Origin of the sequence: Bacteroides sp. AF34-31BH (genome assembly GCF_003602795.1) — a bacterium.
Classification (GTDB): domain Bacteria; phylum Bacteroidota; class Bacteroidia; order Bacteroidales; family Bacteroidaceae; genus Bacteroides; species Bacteroides uniformis.
In genome coordinates, this window is record NZ_QTLV01000001.1 from 387658 (window position 1) to 410033 (window position 22376).

Genomic DNA, 22376 nt, shown 5'->3' on the forward strand with positions numbered 1-22376 from the left:
CATAAGTGGGTACAAATATAGGGATTTTCAGTATTTTTGCTGGCAGATGCCGAACTAAATTGGAACTACGATGAACGAGATTAAACAGAATTCACCCTACGCATGGTTTCTCGCCGCCCGCCCCAAGACGTTGACGGGAGCCATCATCCCGGTATTGCTGGGCAGTGCCCTTGCCTTCAGCGACGGACAGTTCAAGACCGCACCCGCCCTGCTGTGCGCCCTCTTTGCCTGCGGCATGCAGATTGCCGCCAACTTTATCAACGACCTCTTCGACTTCCAGAAAGGGACCGACCGTCGGGAAGACCGGCTGGGGCCGCAGCGCGCCTGCGCCGAAGGTTGGATTACGCCGGCAGCCATGAAAACCGGCATCGGCATCGCACTGACACTGTCGTGCCTGGCAGGGCTGGCAGTGCTGTTCACCGTCTGGGGGCAGCTGCCCCACGGAGGCTGGGAACTGGTGGTGCTGGGCGTGGTGTGCATACTGTTTGCTTTCCTCTATACCACGCTGCTCTCCTATCGGGGCTGGGGCGACGTACTGGTGCTGGTGTTCTTCGGCTTCGTGCCCGTATGCGGCACCTACTACGTGCAGGCCTATACGCTGAATATGGATGTGGTGGTGCTGTCGCTCGTCAGTGGCCTCGCCATAGACACCTTGCTGATGGTGAACAACTATCGCGACCGCGAGCAGGATGCCGTGAGCGGCAAGTGTACGCTGGTGGTACGCTACGGCAAGAAGTTCGGTGAGAATATGTATCTGGCACTGGGCATCGCCGCCGTGCTGCTCTGCTTCTGGTTTGTCTACACGGGCAAGCTGACTCCGCTGGAATTTATCTGGGCTCCCTGCGTCTATCTCTATATGCACGCACTGACGTGGCGCAAAATGATACAGATAGGTAGCGGTAAAAAGCTGAACAGCATACTGGGCGAGACGTCGCGCAATATGCTGTTCTTAGGATTACTGTTAGCGGTGGCGCTGAATTGAGGGGTCAGGGGTTAAGGATTAGCAGTTAGCTGCAACCCTAATCCTTAATCCCTAATCCTTAATCCCTAAACCTTAACCTCTACCTCCATACATCTGTTCGTAATACTTCTGATAATCACCGCTGGTCACTTCTTCCACCCACGGCTGGTTGTTCAGGTACCATTCAATGGTCTTGACGATGCCGACCTCGAACTTCGTCTCCGGATACCAGCCCAGGGCATTGGTAATCTTTGTGGGGTCGATGGCATAACGCTGGTCGTGACCTAGGCGGTCTTTGACGAAGGTGATAAGGTCTTCGTTTATCCAGCTGATGTCAATCGTGCCGTCGGCGGCTTTTACTTGTTTCTTCAGCACTGCACGGTAACGGGGTTCTTCCTCCATCAAGCGGCGGACGGTGGCAATAGTCAGCTTCACGATTTCAAGATTGGTCTTTTCGTTGTGACCGCCTACGTTGTAGACTTCGCCTTCCACACCCTCGCGGACAACCAGGTCGATAGCTTTGCAGTGGTCTTCCACGTAGAGCCAGTCACGCACGTTACTGCCGTCGCCATAGACGGGGAGGTTCTTGCCTTCGAGAATATTCTTGATGATAAGCGGAATCAGCTTTTCGGGGAAGTGATAAGGACCGTAGTTGTTGGAACAGCGGGTGATAGTGACGGGCATCTTATAGGTATCGTGATAGGCCATCACTACCATATCGGCACTCGTCTTGCTGGCGCTGTAAGGGCTGTGCGGGCAGAGCGGGGTTTGCTCTGTGAAGTAGCCTTCGGCACCAAGTGAGCCGTAAACTTCGTCGGTAGACACTTGATGGTAACGAACGCCTTTGCGCCAAGTGGGATAACCGGACTCGTCCTTACCCGTGACCCAGGCACGGCGGGCGGCGTCGAGCAGGTTCTGTGTACCCAGGATGTTGGTCATCAGGAAAAGCTGAGGATTCTCTATGCTACGGTCCACGTGACTCTCGGCGGCAAAGTTCACCACGTAATCGAATTTATACCTGGCAAACAGTTCGTCGGCAAGCACGCGGTCGCAGATGTCACCTTTTACAAAGAAGCAACGTTCGTCGTCAATGTCGTTGGCAATGGTACCCAGGTTGCCTGCGTAGGTCAAGGCATCCAGTATCACCACTTTAATATCATTATGTTTTGCCAGGATGTATTTAATATAGTTGGCGCCGATAAAGCCGGCAGCACCGGTTACGAGATAAGTCTTCATGAGAATTAAAAATTATAAATTAAAAAATTAAAGTCAGCGAACCTTTACAACAAAACAATTCTCCTTCCCTCTTAGGGGAACGAGAAGGTCATCGCTTCGATTCAGCCAGTTCCATCAAGTATTTACCATATTCGGTCTTGCCGAGTTGTTCGCCCAGGCGATACAGCTGGTCTACATCTATCCAGCCCTTGCGCCAGGCAATCTCTTCGATACAGCTCACGCGGAAGCCTTGGCGGTTCTGGATGGTAGCGACAAAGTTACTAGCTTCCAGCAGGCTGTCGCAGTTGCCGGTGTCGAGCCAGGCAAAACCGCGACCGAAAAGTTCCACTTTCAGCGTACCTTCATTCAGATAGAGACGGTTGAGGTCGGTTATTTCGTATTCGCCGCGGGCAGAGGGCTTCAAGGAGGCGGCTTTCTCTGTCACGGTGGAGTCGTAGAAGTACAGACCGGGGACGGCATAGTTGCTTTTAGGGTTGGCAGGCTTTTCTTCCAGCGAGACGGCTTTGCCGTTGGCATCAAACTCCACTACACCGTAGGCACGGGGGTCCTTGACGTAATAACCGAAGATGCAGGCACCCTTGTCTATGGAAGCGGCACGCTTCAGCATGGCGGAGAAGCCTTGACCGTAGAACATGTTGTCGCCCAGGATGAGGCAGCCCGGTCCGCCGTCCAAGAACTCTGCACCCAGCACAAAGGCTTGTGCCAATCCGTTGGGATTCTCTTGTATCTTATAGGAAAAGGACATGCCGAGTTCTTCGCCGGTTCCCAGCAGTTCGCGGAACATGGGTAAGTCACGTGGAGTAGAGATAATAAGCACTTCGCGAATTCCCGCCAACATCAGTGTAGAGAGCGGGTAGTATATCATCGGCTTGTCGTAGACGGGCATTATCTGCTTGGAGATAGCCTTGGACAACGGATAGAGACGAGTGGCACTGCCACCTGCAAGAATAATTCCTTTCATATTTCAGTTCTTTTTCGGTGATACTTCAAAATGGAGAATAAAATAAGAAGGAGGACGATGCCCCACGGCTCTACTTGCTATTCGGGCACAAAGATAATGGAAAAATTCGATTAAGTGAAGGCTTGGTTTCATCTTTTTACTTCATTGCTTTGCTTACTCCGGTACATTGTTTTGCTTACTTCAGTGCGTAACGGCCGTCACCCCTTGATGAAACGGTCTTTACCTCAGCGTGTAACGACCTTTACCAAATAGTGTAACGGCCTTTACCCAATAGCGTAACAACCTTTACATTAGCATGTAACGGCTTTTACACTATAGCGCAAGCAATCGGTAAATACAATCCATTGAAAATAAACAAACTACATCATCGGTCAGCAAGTTCTATCACCTCCAAATCTTTAAACGTTCCCCCATCAACCGCAAAGCGTACCATCGTACGCACCTTATGGAAACCTTGAATGCCCGCAGCGCCCGGATTGATGTGGAGTACATCCAACGTCTTGTCATACTTCACCTTCAGTATATGCGAGTGCCCGCTGATGAACAGCTTTGGGGGACGCACCAGAATGCTGCCCTTGATGGAAGGGTCGTAGTTGCCGGGATAACCGCCGATATGTTTCATCAGCACCTCTGCCCCATCCACCGTAAAACGGAGAATCTGCGGATAGAGCTGCCGTATCTCCTGCCCGTCAATATTGCCATACACGGCACGGAAGGGACGGAAAGCCGCCAGCTTCTGTGCCACTTCCAGCGAACCGATATCGCCGGCGTGCCATATCTCGTCACAGTCTTCAAAATATTGCAGGTACTTTTCATCCCAGTAGCCATGCGTATCCGATAATAAACCAACTTTTGTCATCTTTCCTTTGTTTATTAAGACAAAGGTAATTATATTTGGGAAAGAAATCAATATGCTAATGTGATAATGTGCCAATATGCTAATTGGCTGCGCACCATCCGCGAACTTCTCTTCATTAGCACATTGGCACATTAATCACTTTAGCACATTAAACTATGGAAAACAGATATTTCAAACGTGATATCAGCTGGCTGTCTTTCAACTACCGCGTGCTGCTGGAAGCCGAAGACGATACACTGCCGCTATACGAACGCATCAACTTCATTTCCATATACTCCTCCAATCTGGAAGAATTCTACAAGATACGCGTGGCCGACCATAAAGCCATAGCCACCGGAGCCTCGCAAAGCGATGAAGAGACTATGCAGTCTGCCGCCGAACTGGTAGATGAAATCAACCAAGAAGTCAACCGCCAACTGGAAGACCGTATCCGCATCTACGAACAGAAGATACTGCCCGCCCTACGGAAACACCACATCATATTCTATCAGAGCCGCAACGTGGAACCGTTTCATAACGACTTCGTGCGCAACTTCTTCCGCGAAGAGATATTCCCCTATCTGGCCCCGGTACCCGTAAGCAAGGACAAGGTGATTTCATTCCTGCGCGACAACCGTCTCTATCTGGCCGTACGGCTTCATCTGAAAGGAGCTCCCGTCGGTTCTCCAAACCGCATCCAATATTTCGTGATGAAACTGCCGTACAGCAAAGTGCCGCGCTTCATCCAGCTGCCTAAGGTGGGGAAAGACTATTATCTGATGTTCATTGAAGACATCATCAAGGCCAATCTGGATACCATCTTCCCCGGTTATGAAGTGGACAGCAGTTATTGCATCAAGATTTCACGCGATGCGGATATTCTGATAGACGATGCCGCCAATACCTCCGAAATCATCGAGCAGGTGAAGAAGAAGGTAAAGAAACGCAAGATAGGCGCCGTGTGCCGTTTTGTATACGACCGCGCCATGCCCCAGGACTTCCTCGACTTTCTGGTAGATGCCTACCGCATAGACCGCCGGGAGCTGGTGCCGGGAGACAAGCACCTCAACATGGAGGATTTGCGGCATCTGCCCAATCCCAACCAAAGCGTACGTCCCATCAAGAAACCCCAGCCCATGAAGCTGACCTGCCTGGACGAACGCGAATCCATCTTCCGCTATGTGGAGAAGAAGGACCTGCTGCTGCATTATCCCTACCACTCCTTCGACCACTTCATCCATTTCCTATATGAAGCCGTCCACGAACCCACCGTGCGTGAAATCATGGTGACTCAGTATCGCGTGGCAGAGAACTCCACCGTCATCAACACCCTAATAGCCGCCGCACAGAACGGAAAGAAAGTCACCGTCTTTGTGGAACTGAAAGCCCGCTTCGACGAAGAAAACAACCTCGCCACCGCCGAGATGATGAAAGCCGCCGGCATCAACATCATTTTCAGCATACCAGGACTAAAGGTACATGCCAAAGTAGCCCTCGTGCTACGCCGCGACAAGGAAGGGCGCAAACTGACAAGCTACGCCTACATCAGCACCGGCAACTTCAACGAAAAGACCGCCACCCTCTATGCGGACAGCGGACTATTCACCTGCAACCCGGTGATTGTAAACGACCTGCACAACTTGTTCCGTACTCTGCAGGGAAAGGAAAATCCAGTGTTCCACCGCCTGCTTGTGGCCCGCTTCAACCTGATTCCTGAACTGAACCGCCTCATCAATCACGAAATAGAACTGACCCGGCAAGGCAAGCAAGGACGGATTATCCTAAAAATGAATGCCCTGCAAGACCCTGCCATGATAGACCGCCTCTACGAAGCCTCGCAAGCCGGTGTAGAGATAGACCTCATTGTCCGCGGCATCTGCTGCCTCATCCCCGGGCAGGAGTACAGCCACAACATCCGCGTGACACGCATCGTGGATACCTTTCTGGAACATGCCCGTGTGTGGTACTTCGGCAACGGCGGCGCACCCAAGCTCTTCCTCGGCTCGCCGGACTGGATGCGGCGTAACTTGTACCGCCGTATCGAAGCCGTCACCCCCATTCTGGACCCGGACTTGAAGCAAGAGCTCATCGATATGCTATCCATACAACTGTCGGACAAACGGAAAGCCTGCTTTGTGGACGACCGGTTGCGAAACCGCTGGAAGTCGTCGCGACCGCAAAAGGAGAAGGTACGGTCGCAATATAGCTTTTACGAATACTTGAAACAAGGGATTAAGGATTAACGATAATTATCAATCGTCAATTATCAATCGTCAATCGCTTTGTAACATTTCTGTAACATGTATGACATTTCCCTGCAACACCAAACTCTTTCCTTTGCAGCCGGAAATAAAATACATGTCTATGGAAACAATTTATCTGGGTATCGTCATCTTTCTGTTCGTACTCGCGATTTTCGACCTCGTGGTAGGTGTCAGTAATGATGCGGTCAATTTTCTTCAGTCGGCTGTCGGAGCAAAGGCAGCATCTTTCAAAACCATACTGTTCATTGCAGGCATTGGCGTCTTCATCGGTGCGGCACTCAGCAATGGCATGATGGACATTGCACGACACGGCATCTATCAACCGGAGCACTTCTACTTTGCCGAAATCATGTGCATTCTGCTTGCCGTCATGTTGACGGACGTCGTGCTATTAGATGTCTTCAACACTATGGGAATGCCTACCTCCACCACTGTATCCATGGTGTTCGAGCTGCTGGGAGGTACGTTCGCACTGGCGCTCATCAAGGTCTATAACAGCGATACATTGGGACTGGGCGACCTCATCAATACAGACAAGGCGCTGTCTGTCATCATGGCCATTTTTGTATCCGTAGCCATTGCCTTCTTCTTCGGTATGCTGGTACAGTGGCTGGCACGTATCGTGTTCACCTTCAACTACAAGAAGAACATGAAATACAGCATCGCGCTGTTCGGTGGTATAGCTGCCACCAGCATCATCTACTTCATGCTGATAAAGGGGCTGAAAGACAGTTCATTCATGACTCCTGAAAATAAGCAATGGATACACGACAATACCGCATTGCTAATAACCGGTTTCTTTGTATTCTTCACCATACTGATGCAGATACTGCATTGGTGCAAGATAAATGTCTTCAAAGTAGTGGTTCTGATGGGTACTTTCGCCCTCGCTCTTGCCTTTGCCGGCAATGACTTGGTGAACTTTATCGGTGTCCCCCTCGCAGGATATTCCTCATTTATTGACTATACAGCCAATGGTACGGCCGCCGGCCCCGACGGATTCCTGATGTCCTCACTCCTCGGTGCAGCCAAAACCCCGTGGTATTTCCTTATCGGTGCAGGCGCCATTATGGTTTATGCACTCTGCACATCCAAGAAAGCCCACAACGTTATCAAGACTTCCGTGGACCTTGCCCGCCAGGATGACGGTGAAGAGAACTTCGGAAGTACCCCGATAGCCCGTACGCTGGTACGCTTCAGCATGACTCTGGCTAACGGAATATCCAAAACGATGCCTGAAAGCAGCAAGCGGTGGATGAACACACGCTTCCAGAAGGATGAAGCCATCATAGCCGACGGCGCCGCTTTTGACTTGGTTCGCGCCTCCGTCAATCTCGTATTGGCTGGTCTGCTCATCGCCTTGGGAACTTCCTTGAAACTTCCCCTTTCCACCACTTACGTCACCTTTATGGTAGCCATGGGTACATCGCTTGCCGACCGTGCCTGGGGACGTGATTCGGCGGTATTCCGCATTACGGGTGTGCTCAGCGTTATCGGCGGTTGGTTCATCACTGCCGGAGCAGCGTTCACCATCTGTTTCTTCGTAGCACTGATTATCCATTTCGGCGGTACGGTTGCCATCCTGGCACTGATTGGTCTGGCAGTCTTCATGCTGATTCGTAGCCAAGTGATGTACAAAAAGCGCAAGGAGAAAGAAAAAGGCAACGAGACCCTGAAACAGTTGATGAAGAGTACGGACAACAATGAAGTCATCGAATTGCTCCGCAAGCATACCCGTGAAGAACTGGTGAAGATTATGGAATTCACAGAAGAGAATTTTGAACGTACCGTCACTTCCTTCCTACACGAGAATCTACGCGGACTGCGTCGTGCCATGGGCTCAGTAAAATTCGAAAAACAACTCATCAAGCAGATGAAGCGTACCGGAACACTTGCCATGTGCCGTCTCGACAACAATACCGTACTGGAAAAAGGACTCTATTACTATCAAGGCAACGACTTTGCCAGCGAACTGGTGTACAGCGTAGGCCGTCTTTGCGAACCTTGCTTAGAGCACATAGACAATAACTTCAATCCGCTGGATGCCATTCAGAAAGGAGAATTTACAGACGTAGCCGAAGACATCTGCTATCTGTTACAAGTATGCCGCCACAAGCTGGAAACGAACAATTATGATGAACTGGAAACAGAGATTCGCAAAGCCAACGACCTCAACGGACAGTTGTCTCACCTGAAACGCGAAGAGCTGCAACGCATCCAAAGCCAGAGCGGCAGCATCAAAGTCAGCATGGTATACCTGACTATGATACAAGAAGCCCAGAACGTAGTGACCTACACCATCAACCTGATGAAAGTAAGCCGCAAGTTCCAAGTAGAAAAAGAAGAGTTATGAGTTATAACGCATGGTACATAACATGCAACTTATAACTCATAACTCCTTAAGCCCCATCTTCTCCGCCCGTTGCAACATAAATGCACGGGCGGCTTCGTATTCATTGGGAATGATGCCGTCCAAAATGGCATCCTTAATGGCACTCTTCAAGGCACCTACCTGCTGGCAAGGAGAAAGGCCGAAAGTCTTCATGATTTCTTCACCACTGACCGGAGGCTGGAAATTACGGATACGGTCGCGTTCCTCCAAATCCTTCAGCTTCTGGCGTACCAACTGAAAATTATTAAGGAAGCGTTTCTTACGCTCCATATTCTTGGAAGTAATGTCGGCTTCGCACAGTGTCATCAGGTCGTCTATATCATCACCTGCCTCAAACAAGAGACGACGCACTGCCGAGTCGGTCACTACATCATCCGCTATCACAATGGGACGCATGTGCAGGCTCACCATTTTCTGCACATATTTCATCTTCTCATTCATAGGGAGCTTCATCTTGCGGAAAATATCGGGTATCATCTTCTCGCCAATGAAATTATGGTTATGGAACGTCCAGCCCGCACGGGGTTCCCAACGCTTGGTGGCAGGCTTGGCTATATCATGCAGAAGAGCTGCCCAGCGTAGCCAAAGGTTGTCGGTCTTCTTGCTGATGTTGTCGAGTACTTCGAGCGTATGGTAGAAATTGTCCTTATGGGCGCGTCCATTGCGCGTCTCCACGCCTTGCAGCCTAACAAGTTCCGGGAATATCAGTTCCAGCAGACCACAGCGGTCCAGCTCAATGAATCCCTTAGACGGAATAGGTGACAAGATGATTTTGTTCAGTTCGTCTGCAATGCGTTCTTTGGAGATGATGGAGATGCGTTCGCGATTACGCTCCAGAGAATCGAATGTCTCATCGTCAATATAGAACCCCAGCTGGGTGGCAAAACGGACACAGCGCATCATGCGCAAAGGGTCATCACTGAAAGTTATATCAGGGTCGAGGGGAGTCCGGATGGTCTTTTCCTTCAAGTCTCCAATACCGCCAAAGGGGTCGACCAACTCGCCATAACGCACCCGGTTCAGGCAAACAGCCAGTGCATTGATGGTAAAATCACGGCGGTTCTGGTCATCCTCCAATGTACCGTCCTCTACAATAGGCTTGCGGGAATCGTGTGTATACGATTCTTTTCTTGCACCCACAAACTCAACTTCCGTACCATAGTACTTCAATTGTGCCGTACCGAAATTCTTGAAGACGGAAACATGCGCCCCACGCCCCAGACGCTTACCCAGCGCCTCGGCCATGGCAATGCCACTGCCTACCACCACCACATCAATATCCTTGGAAGGACGTTGCAGGAAAATATCACGTACATATCCACCGACTACGTAACATTCCAATCCCAATTCATCAGCCGTTTCGGATATCCGCTTGAATATATCATCACTAAAATATTGCTTCAGTTCTTCTGCCGTCAAATCTATCATAAATAATGCGCTAATGTAATGAATACGCAAATGTGTTAATGGTCTATTAGCACATTTGCACATTAAAATGCTGCAAAGATAAAGATATTATTTCTATTTTTGTGGACTCTAACTCCAAGAACAACAAATATGAAAAAAGTAATACTCCTTGCATGCCTATGCTGTACACTCTTCTCTTGCGAAGATGTGGAGAAGAAGGCTGGTGAAAAACTACAAGCTGCCCGCGAAGCGTTTGAACTCGGCAACTACAATGAAGCGAAGATTCTGATTGACAGCATCAAGATGCTCTATCCCAAAGCGTTTGAAACTCGCCGTGCAGGCATCGGCCTGATGCAGGAAGTGGAACTGAAAGAGCAGGAAAAGAGCCTGGTCTATCTGGACAGTATGCTTCAAGCCAAGCAAAAGGATTTCGATGCAATCAAAGGGAAATACACTTTTGAAAAAGATGCCGAATACCAGAATATCGGCAATTACCTTCATCCTTCCCAAGTGATAGAAAAAAATCTGCATCGCTCTTTCCTTCGCTTCCAGGTAGACGAAAACGGAGTCATGAGCATGACTTCCATTTATTGCGGAGCCCATAATATCCACCATGTGGCCGTCAAAGTCACTGCTCCCGATGGTAGCTTTGCCGAAACACCCGCCGCCAAAGACAGCTACGAAACCACTGACCTCGGTGAAAAGATTGAAAAGGCAGACTTCAAACTGGGAGAAGACGGAAACGTCATGGGGTTCCTTTATCTGAACAAGGACAAGAATATCAAAGTCAACTATCAAGGGGAACGTCCCTATTCCATCACCATGACTGCCGCCGACCGCCAGGCCCTTGCCAGCGTCTACGAACTGGCACAACTGCTGTCATCCATGACGGAAATAAAGAAGAATATGGAAGAAGCCAATCTCAAAATCGAATTTGTAAAAAAGAAGATGGAAGAGAGAAAAGACAATGCACAAGAATAAAAAGAAGGAAACCGGATGATATATTCATTACTTAGTCATCCGGTTCCCTTTTTATTATCAGTAAAGCCTTACCAAACTAATTTAGGTAAATAACGGCTCAGACATGTACGCAAAGCAGACAGAGTGATGGGTTTTACCAACACTTCCGAGGCTCCGCACTCCAAGGCTTTTTCGCGGTCGGCAGTAAAGGCGTAAGCGGTCTGCATGATGATGGGAAGTTCCTTATCCTTCTTGCGAATAATCACCGTAGCATCCAGCCCGTTCATAATAGGCATTTTTATATCCATCAGAATAGCTTCCGCCTTGTCGCGATTCTCTTCGAACAAATTTACAATATCCTCACCATTCTTTGCCCATAGTATCTCGCATTTCTTGCCGATAATAGCCTTTATCAGTTTAAAGTTACTATCATCATCTTCCGCAACCAGAATAAGCGGACGGTAATCTCCTGACACTTTTTCTATTTCCATGACCTATGCGTTTTGTTTATATAGGGGCAAAGATATAAAAAATAATAGATTTGCACTATCTTTGCAGCTCATTAAAAAAATATATAATGATTTCTATAGACGGACTGGCCGTAGAATTCGGCGGAACTACTTTATTCAGTGACATATCTTTCGTTATCAACGAAAAAGACCGTATCGCCCTGATGGGTAAAAATGGAGCGGGGAAAAGTACATTGTTGAAAATCCTGGCAGGTGTAAGACAACCTACCCGTGGAAAAATCTCAGCCCCCAAGGACAGTGTCATAGCTTACCTTCCACAGCACCTTATGACGGAAGACGGACGTACCGTATTCCAGGAAGCGGCGCAAGCCTTTGCCCACCTGCATGAAATGGAAGCTGAAATAGAGCGCCTCAACAAGGAACTGGAAACGCGTACCGACTACGAAAGCGACAGCTACATGGAACTTATCGAGAATGTCTCCGCCTTAAGCGAAAAGTTCTATGCCATCGACTCCACCAATTACGAGGAGGATGTGGAAAAAGCACTGCTCGGACTGGGCTTTGTACGCGAAGACTTCAACCGCCAGACCAGTGACTTCAGCGGCGGATGGCGCATGCGCATCGAGCTTGCCAAGCTGTTGCTGCAAAAGCCTGACGTGCTGTTGCTAGACGAGCCTACCAACCATCTGGACATAGAATCCATACAATGGCTGGAAGATTTCCTTATCAGCAATGGAAAGGCTGTCATCGTCATCAGCCACGACCGTAAATTCGTAGACAACATCACCACCCGTACCATTGAAGTGACCATGGGACGGATATACGATTACAAAGTAAACTACTCCAAATACCTGGAACTCCGCAAGGAACGCCGCGAACAGCAACAGAAAGCCTACGACGACCAGCAGAAGTTCATTGCCGAAACCAAGGAATTCATCGAACGGTTCAAAGGCACCTACTCCAAAACCCTGCAAGTGCAAAGCCGCGTAAAAATGCTGGAGAAGCTGGAACTGCTGGAAGTGGATGAAGAAGACACTTCAGCGTTACGCCTCAAATTCCCTCCTTCTCCCCGCTCAGGCAATTATCCCGTCATCATGGAGGGAGTAGGGAAAAGTTACGGTGACCATGTGGTCTTCAAGAATGCCAACCTCACCATAGAACGGGGAGACAAGGTTGCTTTCGTTGGTAAGAACGGTGAAGGAAAGTCAACGTTAGTGAAGTGCATCATGAAGGAAATAGAACATGAAGGCACCCTCACGATAGGACACAACGTGCAGATTGGATATTTCGCACAAAACCAGGCCTCATTGTTGGATGAGAACCTGACCGTATTCCAGACCATCGACGATGTGGCAAAAGGGGAAATCCGCAACAAGATACGCGACCTGCTGGGTGCCTTCATGTTCGGTGGCCCCGAAGAGTCCATGAAGAAGGTCAAGGTGCTTTCCGGTGGAGAGCGCACGCGCCTCGCCATGATAAAGCTTTTGCTCGAACCGGTGAATCTGCTGATACTGGACGAACCGACCAACCATCTGGACATGAAAACCAAAGATATCCTGAAGCAAGCGTTACTGGATTTTGACGGTACCCTTATCCTCGTCAGCCACGACCGTGACTTCCTGGACGGACTGGTAAGCAAGGTATATGAATTCGGCAACAAACAAGTGAAAGAGCACTTGAGCGGCATCTACGAATTCCTTGAAAAGAAGAAAATGGACTCCCTCCGCGAACTGGAACGATAAGCATCTGCTAAACCCGGCGTCCGAACAAATGGCCGATACATATTGTTTTCATTTTACTAAACACTTAACTAAGAGATATTAAAATGAAACAATATGATGCCATCATAATAGGATTCGGCAAGGGCGGCAAGTTATTGGCCGCCGAACTGGCCGAACGGAATTGGAAAGTAGCCATCGTGGAACGTTCCCCTCAGATGTACGGAGGAACATGTGTAAACGTAGGATGTATCCCTACCAAAGCTCTGATTCACGAATCGGAATATGCGGAAAAAAGATACTATGACGATTATAAGAACCAGTCCAAACTGTATGCACTTGCCGTGGCGCGGAAAGACAAGCTTGTATCCTTCCTGCGTGAGAAAAATTATGAAAATGTAAAAAACAAGCCTAATATAACCCTCTATGACGGAACTGCTTCTTTCTTGTCCGAAAATACAATCCGTATAGTCTCCGGCAAGGACGAAACGATTCTTGAGGGAAAAGAGATATTCATCAACACCGGGTCCACCCCTATCCTGCCTGCCATCGACGGACTCAAGGAGAGCAAGTACGTATATACCAGTGAGACCTTGCTGCAATCGAACAAACTGCCCGCACACCTGCTCGTCATCGGCGGCGGTGCTGTCGGATTGGAGTTTGCCACTATGTATGCAGGCTTTGGAAGCCATGTCACACTGCTGGAAGCGGGAAACCGCTTTCTGCCTAAAGTGGACCGCGACATTGCCGCCTCCATGCTGGAAGCATTGAACCGAAAGCGTATCAATGTCCGGTTGAACGCCCGTGTCCAATCCGTGTACGACACAGCCGAAGGAATAACTCTGACCTATACGGACAGTGCAAACGGCACTCCCTACTACCTGAAAGGAGATGCCTTGCTGGTAGCCATCGGCCGCAAGCCTATGACTGCAGAGCTGAATCTGGAAAAAGCGGGTATACAAACAGACAAGCGGGGAGCCATCGTTGTCGACAACCAATTACGGACTACAGCCCCACACGTATGGGCCCTGGGGGACGTAAAAGGAGACGAACAGTTCGACAACTTGTCCATCGATGATTTCCGTATCATCCGTAATCAACTCTTTGAAAACAAAAAAAGGAGTACAAAAGACCAGTATCCAATCCCCTTTGCCATTTTCACCGACCCACCGCTGGCACATATAGGACTGACGGAAGAGGAAGCGATGAAGAACGGTTATTCCATACATGTGGCACGTATCCCTGCTGCCATGATTCCACGTGCCCGTACGCTACACAGCATAGACGGTATGCTCAAAGCTATTGTAGACATCCATACCGGACGGATTCTGGGTTGTACCCTACTTTGTGCCGATGCACCAGAAGTAATCAATACCGTAGCATCAATCATGAAAACGGGACAGCGTTACCATTTCCTGCGGGACTTCATTTTCACCCACCCCAGCATGAATGAGGGATTGAATATGTTATTCAAACCTTTTTAGCATTTTCTATTTGGTAATTAAGTCCTTAACCTCTATCTTTGCATCCGTCCAAAGATAGAGGAATGAAAAAGAAACAGTACATAACCTATATTCTTTTTTTCATCAGCTTGATAATGCTGGTGATACCCGTCATTCCCCACCATCATCATGCCGACGGAATGATATGCATGAAGAATGATATCACCGCCGATTGCTGCGGACACCGTCATAGCCCGGGCAACGAGCACTGCTGTTGCGACACGGGATGCATGACAACCCACTTTGTACAACAGACGCCCAGCTCTTCCAATGATGTGTGTTCACATCCGGATGCCTTGTGGACAGTCACCCTACTCATTGAACCTTTTTCCAAGTTACTCATCCTACCCGAGTTTGATATAAGCAGGCAGGAGTGTATCTATTTGGAATCTCTTCATAGTACATTTATCATATGTGCTACGGGACTTCGTGCCCCTCCGTCTCTTCTTGCTTAACTGTTACCGGAACATCACCGGGACAGATTTCTATCCGGCATAAGGAACAATGCAATTTGGTTGCACGCCCTATGCCCTAACTTTGTATTCAAAATCAAAAAGTAAGAACAAATATCATCATGAAAAAAGTTATTTTCATGGGAGTCTTGGGATTATTCCTTTTAGGCTCCTGTAACAGCAAGTCCGGAGACAGCCACGAAGGACATAATCACGAAACAGAAGAGCACAATCATGACGGACATGACCACGAGGGACATGACCACGAACATGAGGGACACAACCATGAGCACGAAGAGCAGGAAAACCATGCCGGAGGAAGCGATGAAATCATCCTGCCACCAGCAAAGGCGCAAGCTGCCGGCGTAGCAGTCAGCACTGTTGAACCGGGTAGTTTCCATCAAGTCATCAAGACCAGCGGCCAGGTGATGGCAGCCCAGGGAGACGAGAGCGTAGCCGTAGCTACAGTAGCAGGCGTGGTTTCCTTCAAGGGAAAAGTTATCGAAGGAATGAGTGTCAGCAAAGGTACTCCTTTGGTGGTATTGTCATCCAAAAACATGGCCGACGGAGACCCGGTACAGAAAGCCCGGATAGCCTACGAGGTTTCCAAAAAAGAATACGAGCGTATGAAAGCGCTTGTAGGCAACAAAATCGTATCTGAAAAGGAATTCGCGCAAGCCGAACAGATTTACGAAAATGCCCGTATCAGTTACGAGGCAGTCGCAAAGAACCATTCGGCAAGCGGCCAGGCTGTTGTTTCTCCCATCAGCGGTTATGTGAAGAATCTGTTGGTGAAAGAAGGGGACTACGTCAGCGTCGGCCAGCCGTTGGTAAGCGTCACCCAGAACCGCAAGCTTTTCCTGCGTGCGGATGTATCCGAAAAGTACTATCCTTACCTAAACAGCATCGGTTCTGCCAACTTCTGTACTCCTTATAATAATAAGGTATATACATTGAAAGAACTGGGCGGGCGCATGCTTTCTTATGGAAAGGCTTCGGGTGAGAACGGATATTATGTACCCGTAACTTTTGAATTCGACAATAAGGGAGACGTTATTCCCGGCTCGTTTGTAGAAGTATTCCTATTATCCTCACCAATGGAGAACGTGTTGTCTCTTCCTCACAGTGCGCTGACCGAGGAACAAGGCAGCTTCTTTGTCTACCTGCAACTGGATGAAGAGGGCTACAAAAAACAGCTTGTCACCCTGGGTGCCGACAATGGCGAAAGTGTACAAATCCTTTCCGGCATAAAAGCAGGCGATCGCGTCGTAACCCAAGGAGCCTATCAAGTGAAGCTGGCATCGGCAACGAATGCTATTCCGGCACATAGCCATGAACACTAATCTCATGTACAATTTGACAATTTACAAAGTACCATTTCGCTATGCAGTATAAGGGTTACGTGACGAATGGGGAGTGTAAAGTCAGATAAACAAGAAATATTAGATAAAACAGCAAGTGCGGCTGACATTGCGCAGCCCAATTGTACATTGTAAATAGTAAATAAAAAGATGTTAAACAAAATAATTGGTTTTTCTCTTCAGAACCGCATCCTGGTGCTGGTAGCATCGGTGCTGTTGCTGATTGGCGGTACTTATACCGCCATGCATACGGAAGTGGATGTGTTCCCTGACCTCAATGCGCCGACCGTGGTCATCATGACCGAAGCAAATGGTATGGCAGCAGAGGAAGTGGAACAGCTGGTCACTTTTCCCGTAGAAACGGCTGTAAACGGTGCAACGGGTGTGCGCCGTGTACGCTCTTCCTCAACGAACGGTTTTTCTGTAGTCTGGGTAGAATTCGACTGGGATACAGATATCTATCTTGCCCGGCAGATTGTCAGTGAGAAACTGGCAGTCGTCAACGAATCCTTACCGGCCAACGTAGGCAAGCCGACACTAGGCCCACAATCGTCCATTTTGGGCGAGATGCTGATTGTAGGTCTGACAGCAGATTCGACCTCTATGCTGGATTTGCGTACCATTGCCGACTGGACCATACGTCCCCGCCTGCTCTCTACGGGCGGTGTGGCACAAGTAGCCGTACTGGGTGGCGACATCAAGGAATATCAAGTGCAGCTGGACCCGGAACGGATGCGCCATTACGGCGTAACATTGAGCGAAGTGATGAACATCACCCGCGAAATGAACCTGAATGCCAATGGTGGAGTGCTCTATGAATATGGCAATGAATATATCGTACGCGGCGTACTTTCTACCGACAAGGTAGACCAGATAGCCAAGGCCGTGGTGCGGAGCAACGGAGTCTCCGGCGCCCCTATCCTGCTGGAAGATATTGCCGACGTTCAAATCGGAGCCAAACTTCCTAAACTGGGTACCGCCTCGGAACGCGGTAAGCATGCCGTACTGCTGACAGTCACCAAGCAACCCGCCACAAGCACGCTGGAGCTTACAGACAAACTGGAAGCTTCCCTGCAAGACCTGCAGAAGAATCTACCGGCGGACGTAAAGGTTTCCACAGACATCTTCCGTCAAAGCCGTTTCATCGAAAGTTCCATCGGAAACGTTCAGAAGTCGTTGTTGGAGGGAGGTATTTTCGTTGTCATCGTGCTTTTCCTGTTCCTTGCCAACGTACGTACCACAGTCATCTCGCTGGTGACACTGCCGTTGTCACTGATTGCCTCCATCCTTGCCCTGCACTATATGGGCTTTACGATAAATACCATGAGCCTGGGAGGTATGGCTATCGCCATCGGTTCGCTGGTGGATGATGCCATCGTGGACGTGGAGAATGTCTACAAGCGTTTGCACGAAAACCGACTGAAACCTGCCGGCGAGCAACTTCCTATTCTGGAAGTGGTGTTCAATGCTTCGAAAGAAGTGCGTATGCCCATCCTCAATTCAACGCTGATCATCATTGTCAGCTTCGTACCACTATTCTTCCTTAGTGGTATGGAAGGTAGGATGTTGGTACCACTGGGCATTGCATTCATTGTGGCATTGGCGGCTTCAACCGTTGTGGCACTGACCGTAACGCCTGTACTTTGCTCCTATCTATTGGGAAAAGAGAAAATAAAGAAACAAAACAACGAAAACAGCGACTCTGCCGTAGCACGCAAGATGAAGCAATGGTATGGTTCTGCACTGACTTTTGTATTGGGGCATAAGAAAGGGGTACTGGGAGGTACTATCGGACTATTTGTAGTGGCACTCGGCTGTTTCTTCACCCTGGGCCGCTCGTTCCTGCCGCCTTTCAATGAAGGTTCGTTCACCATCAATATCTCCTCGCTTCCAGGCATCTCCCTGGAAGAAAGCGACAAGATGGGGCACCGTGCCGAGGAGCTGCTGCTCTCCATCCCCGAAATACAGACCGTGGCCCGTAAAACGGGACGTGCAGAGCTGGACGAACACGCTCTGGGAGTAAACGTCTCTGAGATCGAGGCACCGTTTGAGTTGAAAGACCGCTCGCGCAGCGAGCTCGTGGCAGAAGTCCGCGAAAAACTGGGTACCATTGTAGGGGCAAACGTGGAAATAGGCCAGCCTATCAGCCACCGTATAGACGCCATGCTATCCGGTACAAAGGCGAACATCGCCATCAAACTGTTCGGCGACGACCTGAACCGCATGTTCACTCTGGGCAATGAAATCAAGAGTGCCATCCAGGGGATTCCCGGTATTGCCGACCTGAACGTGGAACAGCAGATTGAGCGTCCGCAACTTGTCATTTCACCCAAACGGGAAATGCTTGCCAAATACGGCATTTCACTGCCCGAATTTTCGGAGTTTGTCAATGTCTGCCTGGCCGGTGAAGCCGTTTCCCAAGTTTACGAAAAGGGAAAGAGCTTCGACCTGACCGTACGCGTGAAAGACAACCTGCGCGACGAAATGGAAAAAATACGCAACTTGATGATTGATACGGGCGACGGACAGAAAATTCCACTGAACTATGTAGCGGAAATCCGCTCGGCCATGGGTCCGAACACCATCAGCCGCGAGAATGTAAAGCGTAAAATCGTCATCTCCGCCAACGTGGCCGACCGCGACCTGCGAAGTGTAGTCAACGATATACAAGCCCAGGTAGACGCACAAATCAAACTGCCGGAAGGATACCACATCGAATACGGCGGACAATTCGAAAGCGAGCAGGCAGCAAGCCGCACGCTGGCACTTACTTCGTTCATGTCCATCGTGGTGATATTCCTGCTCCTCTACCATGAATTCCGCAATGTGAAAGAGAGTGCCATCATCCTTATCAATCTGCCGCTGGCATTGATAGGCGGTGTATTCGCCCTGCTCATCACAACGGGAGAAGTGAGTATCCCCGCCATCATCGGTTTCATCTCACTGTTCGGTATCGCCACCCGAAACGGAATGCTGCTCATCAGCCATTACAACCACTTGCAGCAGGAAGAAGGCTATGGCGTCTACGACAGCGTTATCCGCGGTTCGCTCGACCGTCTGAATCCAATCCTGATGACCGCCCTATCCAGTGCACTGGCACTTATCCCGCTGGCTCTCAGTGGCGACCTGCCGGGCAACGAGATACAAAGCCCGATGGCAAAGGTTATCTTGGGCGGCCTTTTAACATCCACGTTCCTGAACGGTTTCATCATTCCGATTGTTTACCTAATGATGCACCGTAACCAACAACCTAAAACGTCAGACAATGAATAAAAGATTTTTCATATTCAGCGCCGCCATCCTCGCTTTTGCGGGGATGAGCGCACAAACGTCCGGCATTGATGCCGTGCTCCAGCAGATAGAGGCCAACAACAAGGAGTTGCAGGCTAACTCCCACCTCATTTCCTCACAAAAACTGGAGAACAAGACAAACAACAACCTCCCTGACCCTACACTGTCATACGCCCACCTTTGGGACTCCAAGAACAGTGACGAGACAGTCGGCGAAATGGTCATCTCGCAAAGCTTCGACTTCCCCACGCTTTACGCCACCCGAGGGAAGATGAACCGACTCAAGACAAATGCACTGGATGCACAAGCCACCGCCTTCCGCCAGCAGATATTGCTGCAAGCGAAGGAAGTATGCCTGGACATCATCATGCTGCAACGCCAGCAAGCCCTGCTCGACGAACGGTTAAAGAATGCGGAGGAGCTATCGGCCATGTACACCCGACGTTTGGAAACGGGAGATGCCAATGCACTGGAAACCAACAAGATTAATCTGGAGTTGCTGAATGTACGCACGGAAGCCCGCATGAACCAGACGGCACTTAACAACAAACTGAAAGAGCTGCTTGTCCTCAACGGAAACCAGCCGCTCACACCGGGACGTCCCAGACCCGGTACCACACCCGACGCCCAAACACTCGGATTGACAGAATACCCGGCAGTGCCGTTGCCGGCCGACTTCCACCCGCTGGCCGACGAACTGCTGGCTTCAGACCCCACCCTGCAATCCTTGCAGGGTGAAAGTTCTGCCGCCCGGAAACAGATTTCGGCAAGCAAGCAAGGCTGGCTGCCCAAACTGGAACTGGGTTACCGTAGAAATACCGAATCGGGGCATCCGCTGAACGGTGTAGTAGTAGGCTTCTCTTTCCCGCTTTTCGAAAACCGCAATAAGGTCAAGATAGCCAAGACACAAGCGCTCAACATTGACTACCAAAAGGAGAACGCCGCACTGCAAGCCAGCTCCGCCTTGTGGCAACTCTATGAAGAGGCCAAGAACCTGCACGCTTCCATGGAGGAATACGAGCGCACCTTCCATCAACAGCAAGACCTTTCTTTACTGAAACAAGCACTTATGGGAGGACAAATCAGTATGATTGAATACTTCGTTGAAATATCGGTTGTCTATCAAAGCAAGACAAACCTCCTGCAACTGGAAAACCAGTATCAGAAGGCAATGGCACAGATATACAAGAGCCGGTTATAAATAGAAAGAGCTGTCTGCGGTTGGCAGACAGCTCTTTCTATTTCAATATATTGTAGTTATAGTTTTGTGACTTTACCCATAAACAGAATAACTCCCGTACTCTTCTCCTTTATCAGGAAGATGAAAGGACGGTCCACATAGAACGGAATTACCGTACTTGGTCCGGGAGCGGCCACGTCCATTCCTCCGACAGTTACAGCCGCAGCTTCCGTCCCCTCTTCATTCACTTTCACATAAGTGAACTGTTGCAGCAAACTGATAAACAAATCCTCATCCGCCATTCCGGAAAAATCGGCCGATGGAGTAAAAGCCTCTTGCATTCCCATTGCCATCATATCGTCAATGAGTTCTTTATCATATTCCATTTCAAACCGGGGTAACTTAAGGTTCAAGGCAGAGCTTGATAAACTACTGTTCCATTCCCCCCAGCGCTCGTCATTCAGCTGCGGCAGGCACTCATCCAACGATTTTCCCTCTGCCGGCAAGAGCACCACCATACTGAAAGCCTCATTGCCGTAAGGCAACTCTGCCATTGAGAAATACTCATTCTCGGCATAGTTGAATCTCTCGTCACGAAGATTCATCATGTGTACAGTCGATTTGCTTCCGTCAGCATTCGTAAAAGCCTCTTCTGCCGTATCCGATTTTTTGAATTGATTCTTCCAAATCCCCTTGAAATAAAGCGCATTCAATAGATAAAGACGCGCCGTCTCCGGAATCTCATTCAAGACTTTGGGGATGCAATTATTCGTTTTCCCGGCACACCAGCCGTTTATAATGCCCGGAGCTTTGGGAGAGGCAAAATCCAGCTCCTGCACTTGCGCGTCATACATCTTTTTGTTCACGCTTACAAAGTCGTCATGAACACCGAACCCTTGCTTTATCCAGATGGAATTGGCAATTCCCAGCTGCGTGGTATTGTCCAAATCGAGCAACGCCTCCACCAGCTTCTTATTATAGTTGTTCATTTCCTCCAACGAATAGCCCGAAAAGCCCAGGACATCTGTCATCTCAGACAGTGTGTTTCCCGACGCTCCATTGGCAATCATAGACAGACAGAGCGAAGCGCTCAAAGGAGAAATGAACAGATTGGGCTTCTCCACCTCCGTTTTACAAACCTGATTAAAGAAACGGAAAGCAAAATCCGTTCCTAAATCCGTCATCTCCTGCTCGGCACGGGTCAAGGCAATGTCTTTGCGAGGCTTGGGTTGTGGTGAAGAGTTGTCGTCACTCTGGCAGGCTGCAAGGATACAAAGTAGGCTTAACGCAGCAATCGTTTTTTTAAGCATAAGCAAAATAGTATTAGTTTTAAAACAGTTATCTATATATAGAAAATGCTTGAACAAACAAAATACTGCATTG

General features: G+C 49.3%; 16 protein-coding genes. 10 read left to right on the forward strand and 6 right to left on the reverse strand.

Features of this window, described 5'->3' with window-relative positions; all coding sequences use genetic code 11:
* Window positions 1–70 precede the first annotated feature (70 nt).
* Entirely contained in the window at window positions 71–982 is a 912-nt protein-coding gene (gene menA, locus DWZ67_RS01590) for a 1,4-dihydroxy-2-naphthoate octaprenyltransferase (protein WP_005827044.1), read from the forward strand.
* A gap of 72 nt (window positions 983–1054) precedes the next feature.
* On the opposite strand, the gene rfbB is transcribed toward menA, so the two are convergent.
* From rfbB to DWZ67_RS01605, 3 genes are all read right to left on the reverse strand, one after another.
* Window positions 1055–2197 (reverse strand): dTDP-glucose 4,6-dehydratase, encoded by a 1143-nt coding sequence (rfbB, locus tag DWZ67_RS01595; protein WP_087331693.1) that lies wholly within the window; start codon window positions 2195–2197, stop codon window positions 1055–1057.
* A gap of 88 nt (window positions 2198–2285) precedes the next feature.
* Complete coding sequence (gene rfbA, locus DWZ67_RS01600) at window positions 2286–3158, reverse strand: glucose-1-phosphate thymidylyltransferase RfbA (protein ID WP_120138003.1); 873 nt, start codon at window positions 3156–3158, stop codon at window positions 2286–2288.
* A 364-nt stretch (window positions 3159–3522) separates the two neighbouring features.
* Entirely contained in the window at window positions 3523–4017 is a 495-nt protein-coding gene (locus DWZ67_RS01605; protein ID WP_044467334.1) for a metallophosphoesterase family protein, read from the reverse strand.
* A gap of 155 nt (window positions 4018–4172) precedes the next feature.
* Here DWZ67_RS01605 and DWZ67_RS01610 point away from each other — a divergent pair, with 155 nt between their 5' ends.
* Together DWZ67_RS01610 and DWZ67_RS01615 are read left to right on the forward strand one after the other, a co-directional pair.
* The gene (locus tag DWZ67_RS01610) at window positions 4173–6239 is read left to right on the forward strand and encodes an RNA degradosome polyphosphate kinase (protein ID WP_120138004.1); all 2067 of its coding nucleotides are present in this window, start codon (window positions 4173–4175) and stop codon (window positions 6237–6239) included.
* 121 nt (window positions 6240–6360) lie between these two features.
* Complete coding sequence (locus tag DWZ67_RS01615; RefSeq protein WP_034522753.1) at window positions 6361–8613, forward strand: inorganic phosphate transporter; 2253 nt, start codon at window positions 6361–6363, stop codon at window positions 8611–8613.
* Between the two features lie 36 nt (window positions 8614–8649).
* Here the strand turns inward: DWZ67_RS01615 and DWZ67_RS01620 are convergent, their stop codons facing one another.
* A complete protein-coding gene (locus tag DWZ67_RS01620) occupies window positions 8650–10080 on the reverse strand; it encodes a CCA tRNA nucleotidyltransferase (RefSeq protein ID WP_008664002.1) in 1431 nt (476 codons plus the stop codon).
* A gap of 129 nt (window positions 10081–10209) precedes the next feature.
* Between DWZ67_RS01620 and DWZ67_RS01625 the strand changes: the two genes are divergently transcribed.
* The gene (locus DWZ67_RS01625; RefSeq protein WP_005827058.1) at window positions 10210–11040 is read left to right on the forward strand and encodes a hypothetical protein; all 831 of its coding nucleotides are present in this window, start codon (window positions 10210–10212) and stop codon (window positions 11038–11040) included.
* A gap of 68 nt (window positions 11041–11108) precedes the next feature.
* Here the strand turns inward: DWZ67_RS01625 and DWZ67_RS01630 are convergent, their stop codons facing one another.
* The gene (locus DWZ67_RS01630) at window positions 11109–11510 is read right to left on the reverse strand and encodes a response regulator (RefSeq protein ID WP_005827060.1); all 402 of its coding nucleotides are present in this window, start codon (window positions 11508–11510) and stop codon (window positions 11109–11111) included.
* Window positions 11511–11596: 86 nt separating this feature from the next.
* Between DWZ67_RS01630 and DWZ67_RS01635 the strand changes: the two genes are divergently transcribed.
* The 6 genes from DWZ67_RS01635 to DWZ67_RS01660 all read left to right on the forward strand — a co-directional run bounded on the left by DWZ67_RS01635 (window position 11597) and on the right by DWZ67_RS01660 (window position 21014).
* Window positions 11597–13231, forward strand: a complete 1635-nt coding sequence (locus tag DWZ67_RS01635; protein WP_005827062.1) for an ABC-F family ATP-binding cassette domain-containing protein — start codon at window positions 11597–11599, stop codon at window positions 13229–13231.
* 83 nt (window positions 13232–13314) lie between these two features.
* Complete coding sequence (locus DWZ67_RS01640) at window positions 13315–14691, forward strand: FAD-dependent oxidoreductase (protein WP_120138005.1); 1377 nt, start codon at window positions 13315–13317, stop codon at window positions 14689–14691.
* A gap of 62 nt (window positions 14692–14753) precedes the next feature.
* Window positions 14754–15164: a DUF6769 family protein gene (locus DWZ67_RS01645; RefSeq protein ID WP_117600050.1), complete on the forward strand. Its 411-nt coding sequence runs from the start codon at window positions 14754–14756 to the stop codon at window positions 15162–15164.
* Window positions 15165–15283: 119 nt separating this feature from the next.
* Entirely contained in the window at window positions 15284–16504 is a 1221-nt protein-coding gene (locus DWZ67_RS01650; protein ID WP_005833077.1) for an efflux RND transporter periplasmic adaptor subunit, read from the forward strand.
* Window positions 16505–16672: 168 nt separating this feature from the next.
* The gene (locus DWZ67_RS01655; protein ID WP_120138006.1) at window positions 16673–19795 is read left to right on the forward strand and encodes an efflux RND transporter permease subunit; all 3123 of its coding nucleotides are present in this window, start codon (window positions 16673–16675) and stop codon (window positions 19793–19795) included.
* Window positions 19788–21014, forward strand: a complete 1227-nt coding sequence (locus DWZ67_RS01660) for a TolC family protein (protein WP_057255759.1) — start codon at window positions 19788–19790, stop codon at window positions 21012–21014. Before DWZ67_RS01655 ends, DWZ67_RS01660 begins: the two co-directional genes overlap by 8 nt.
* Before the next feature lie 56 nt (window positions 21015–21070).
* Here the strand turns inward: DWZ67_RS01660 and DWZ67_RS01665 are convergent, their stop codons facing one another.
* On the reverse strand, window positions 21071–22303 hold the full coding sequence (locus DWZ67_RS01665; protein WP_120138007.1) for a serpin family protein: 1233 nt from the start codon (window positions 22301–22303) through the stop codon (window positions 21071–21073).
* Window positions 22304–22376: the final 73 nt, after the last annotated feature.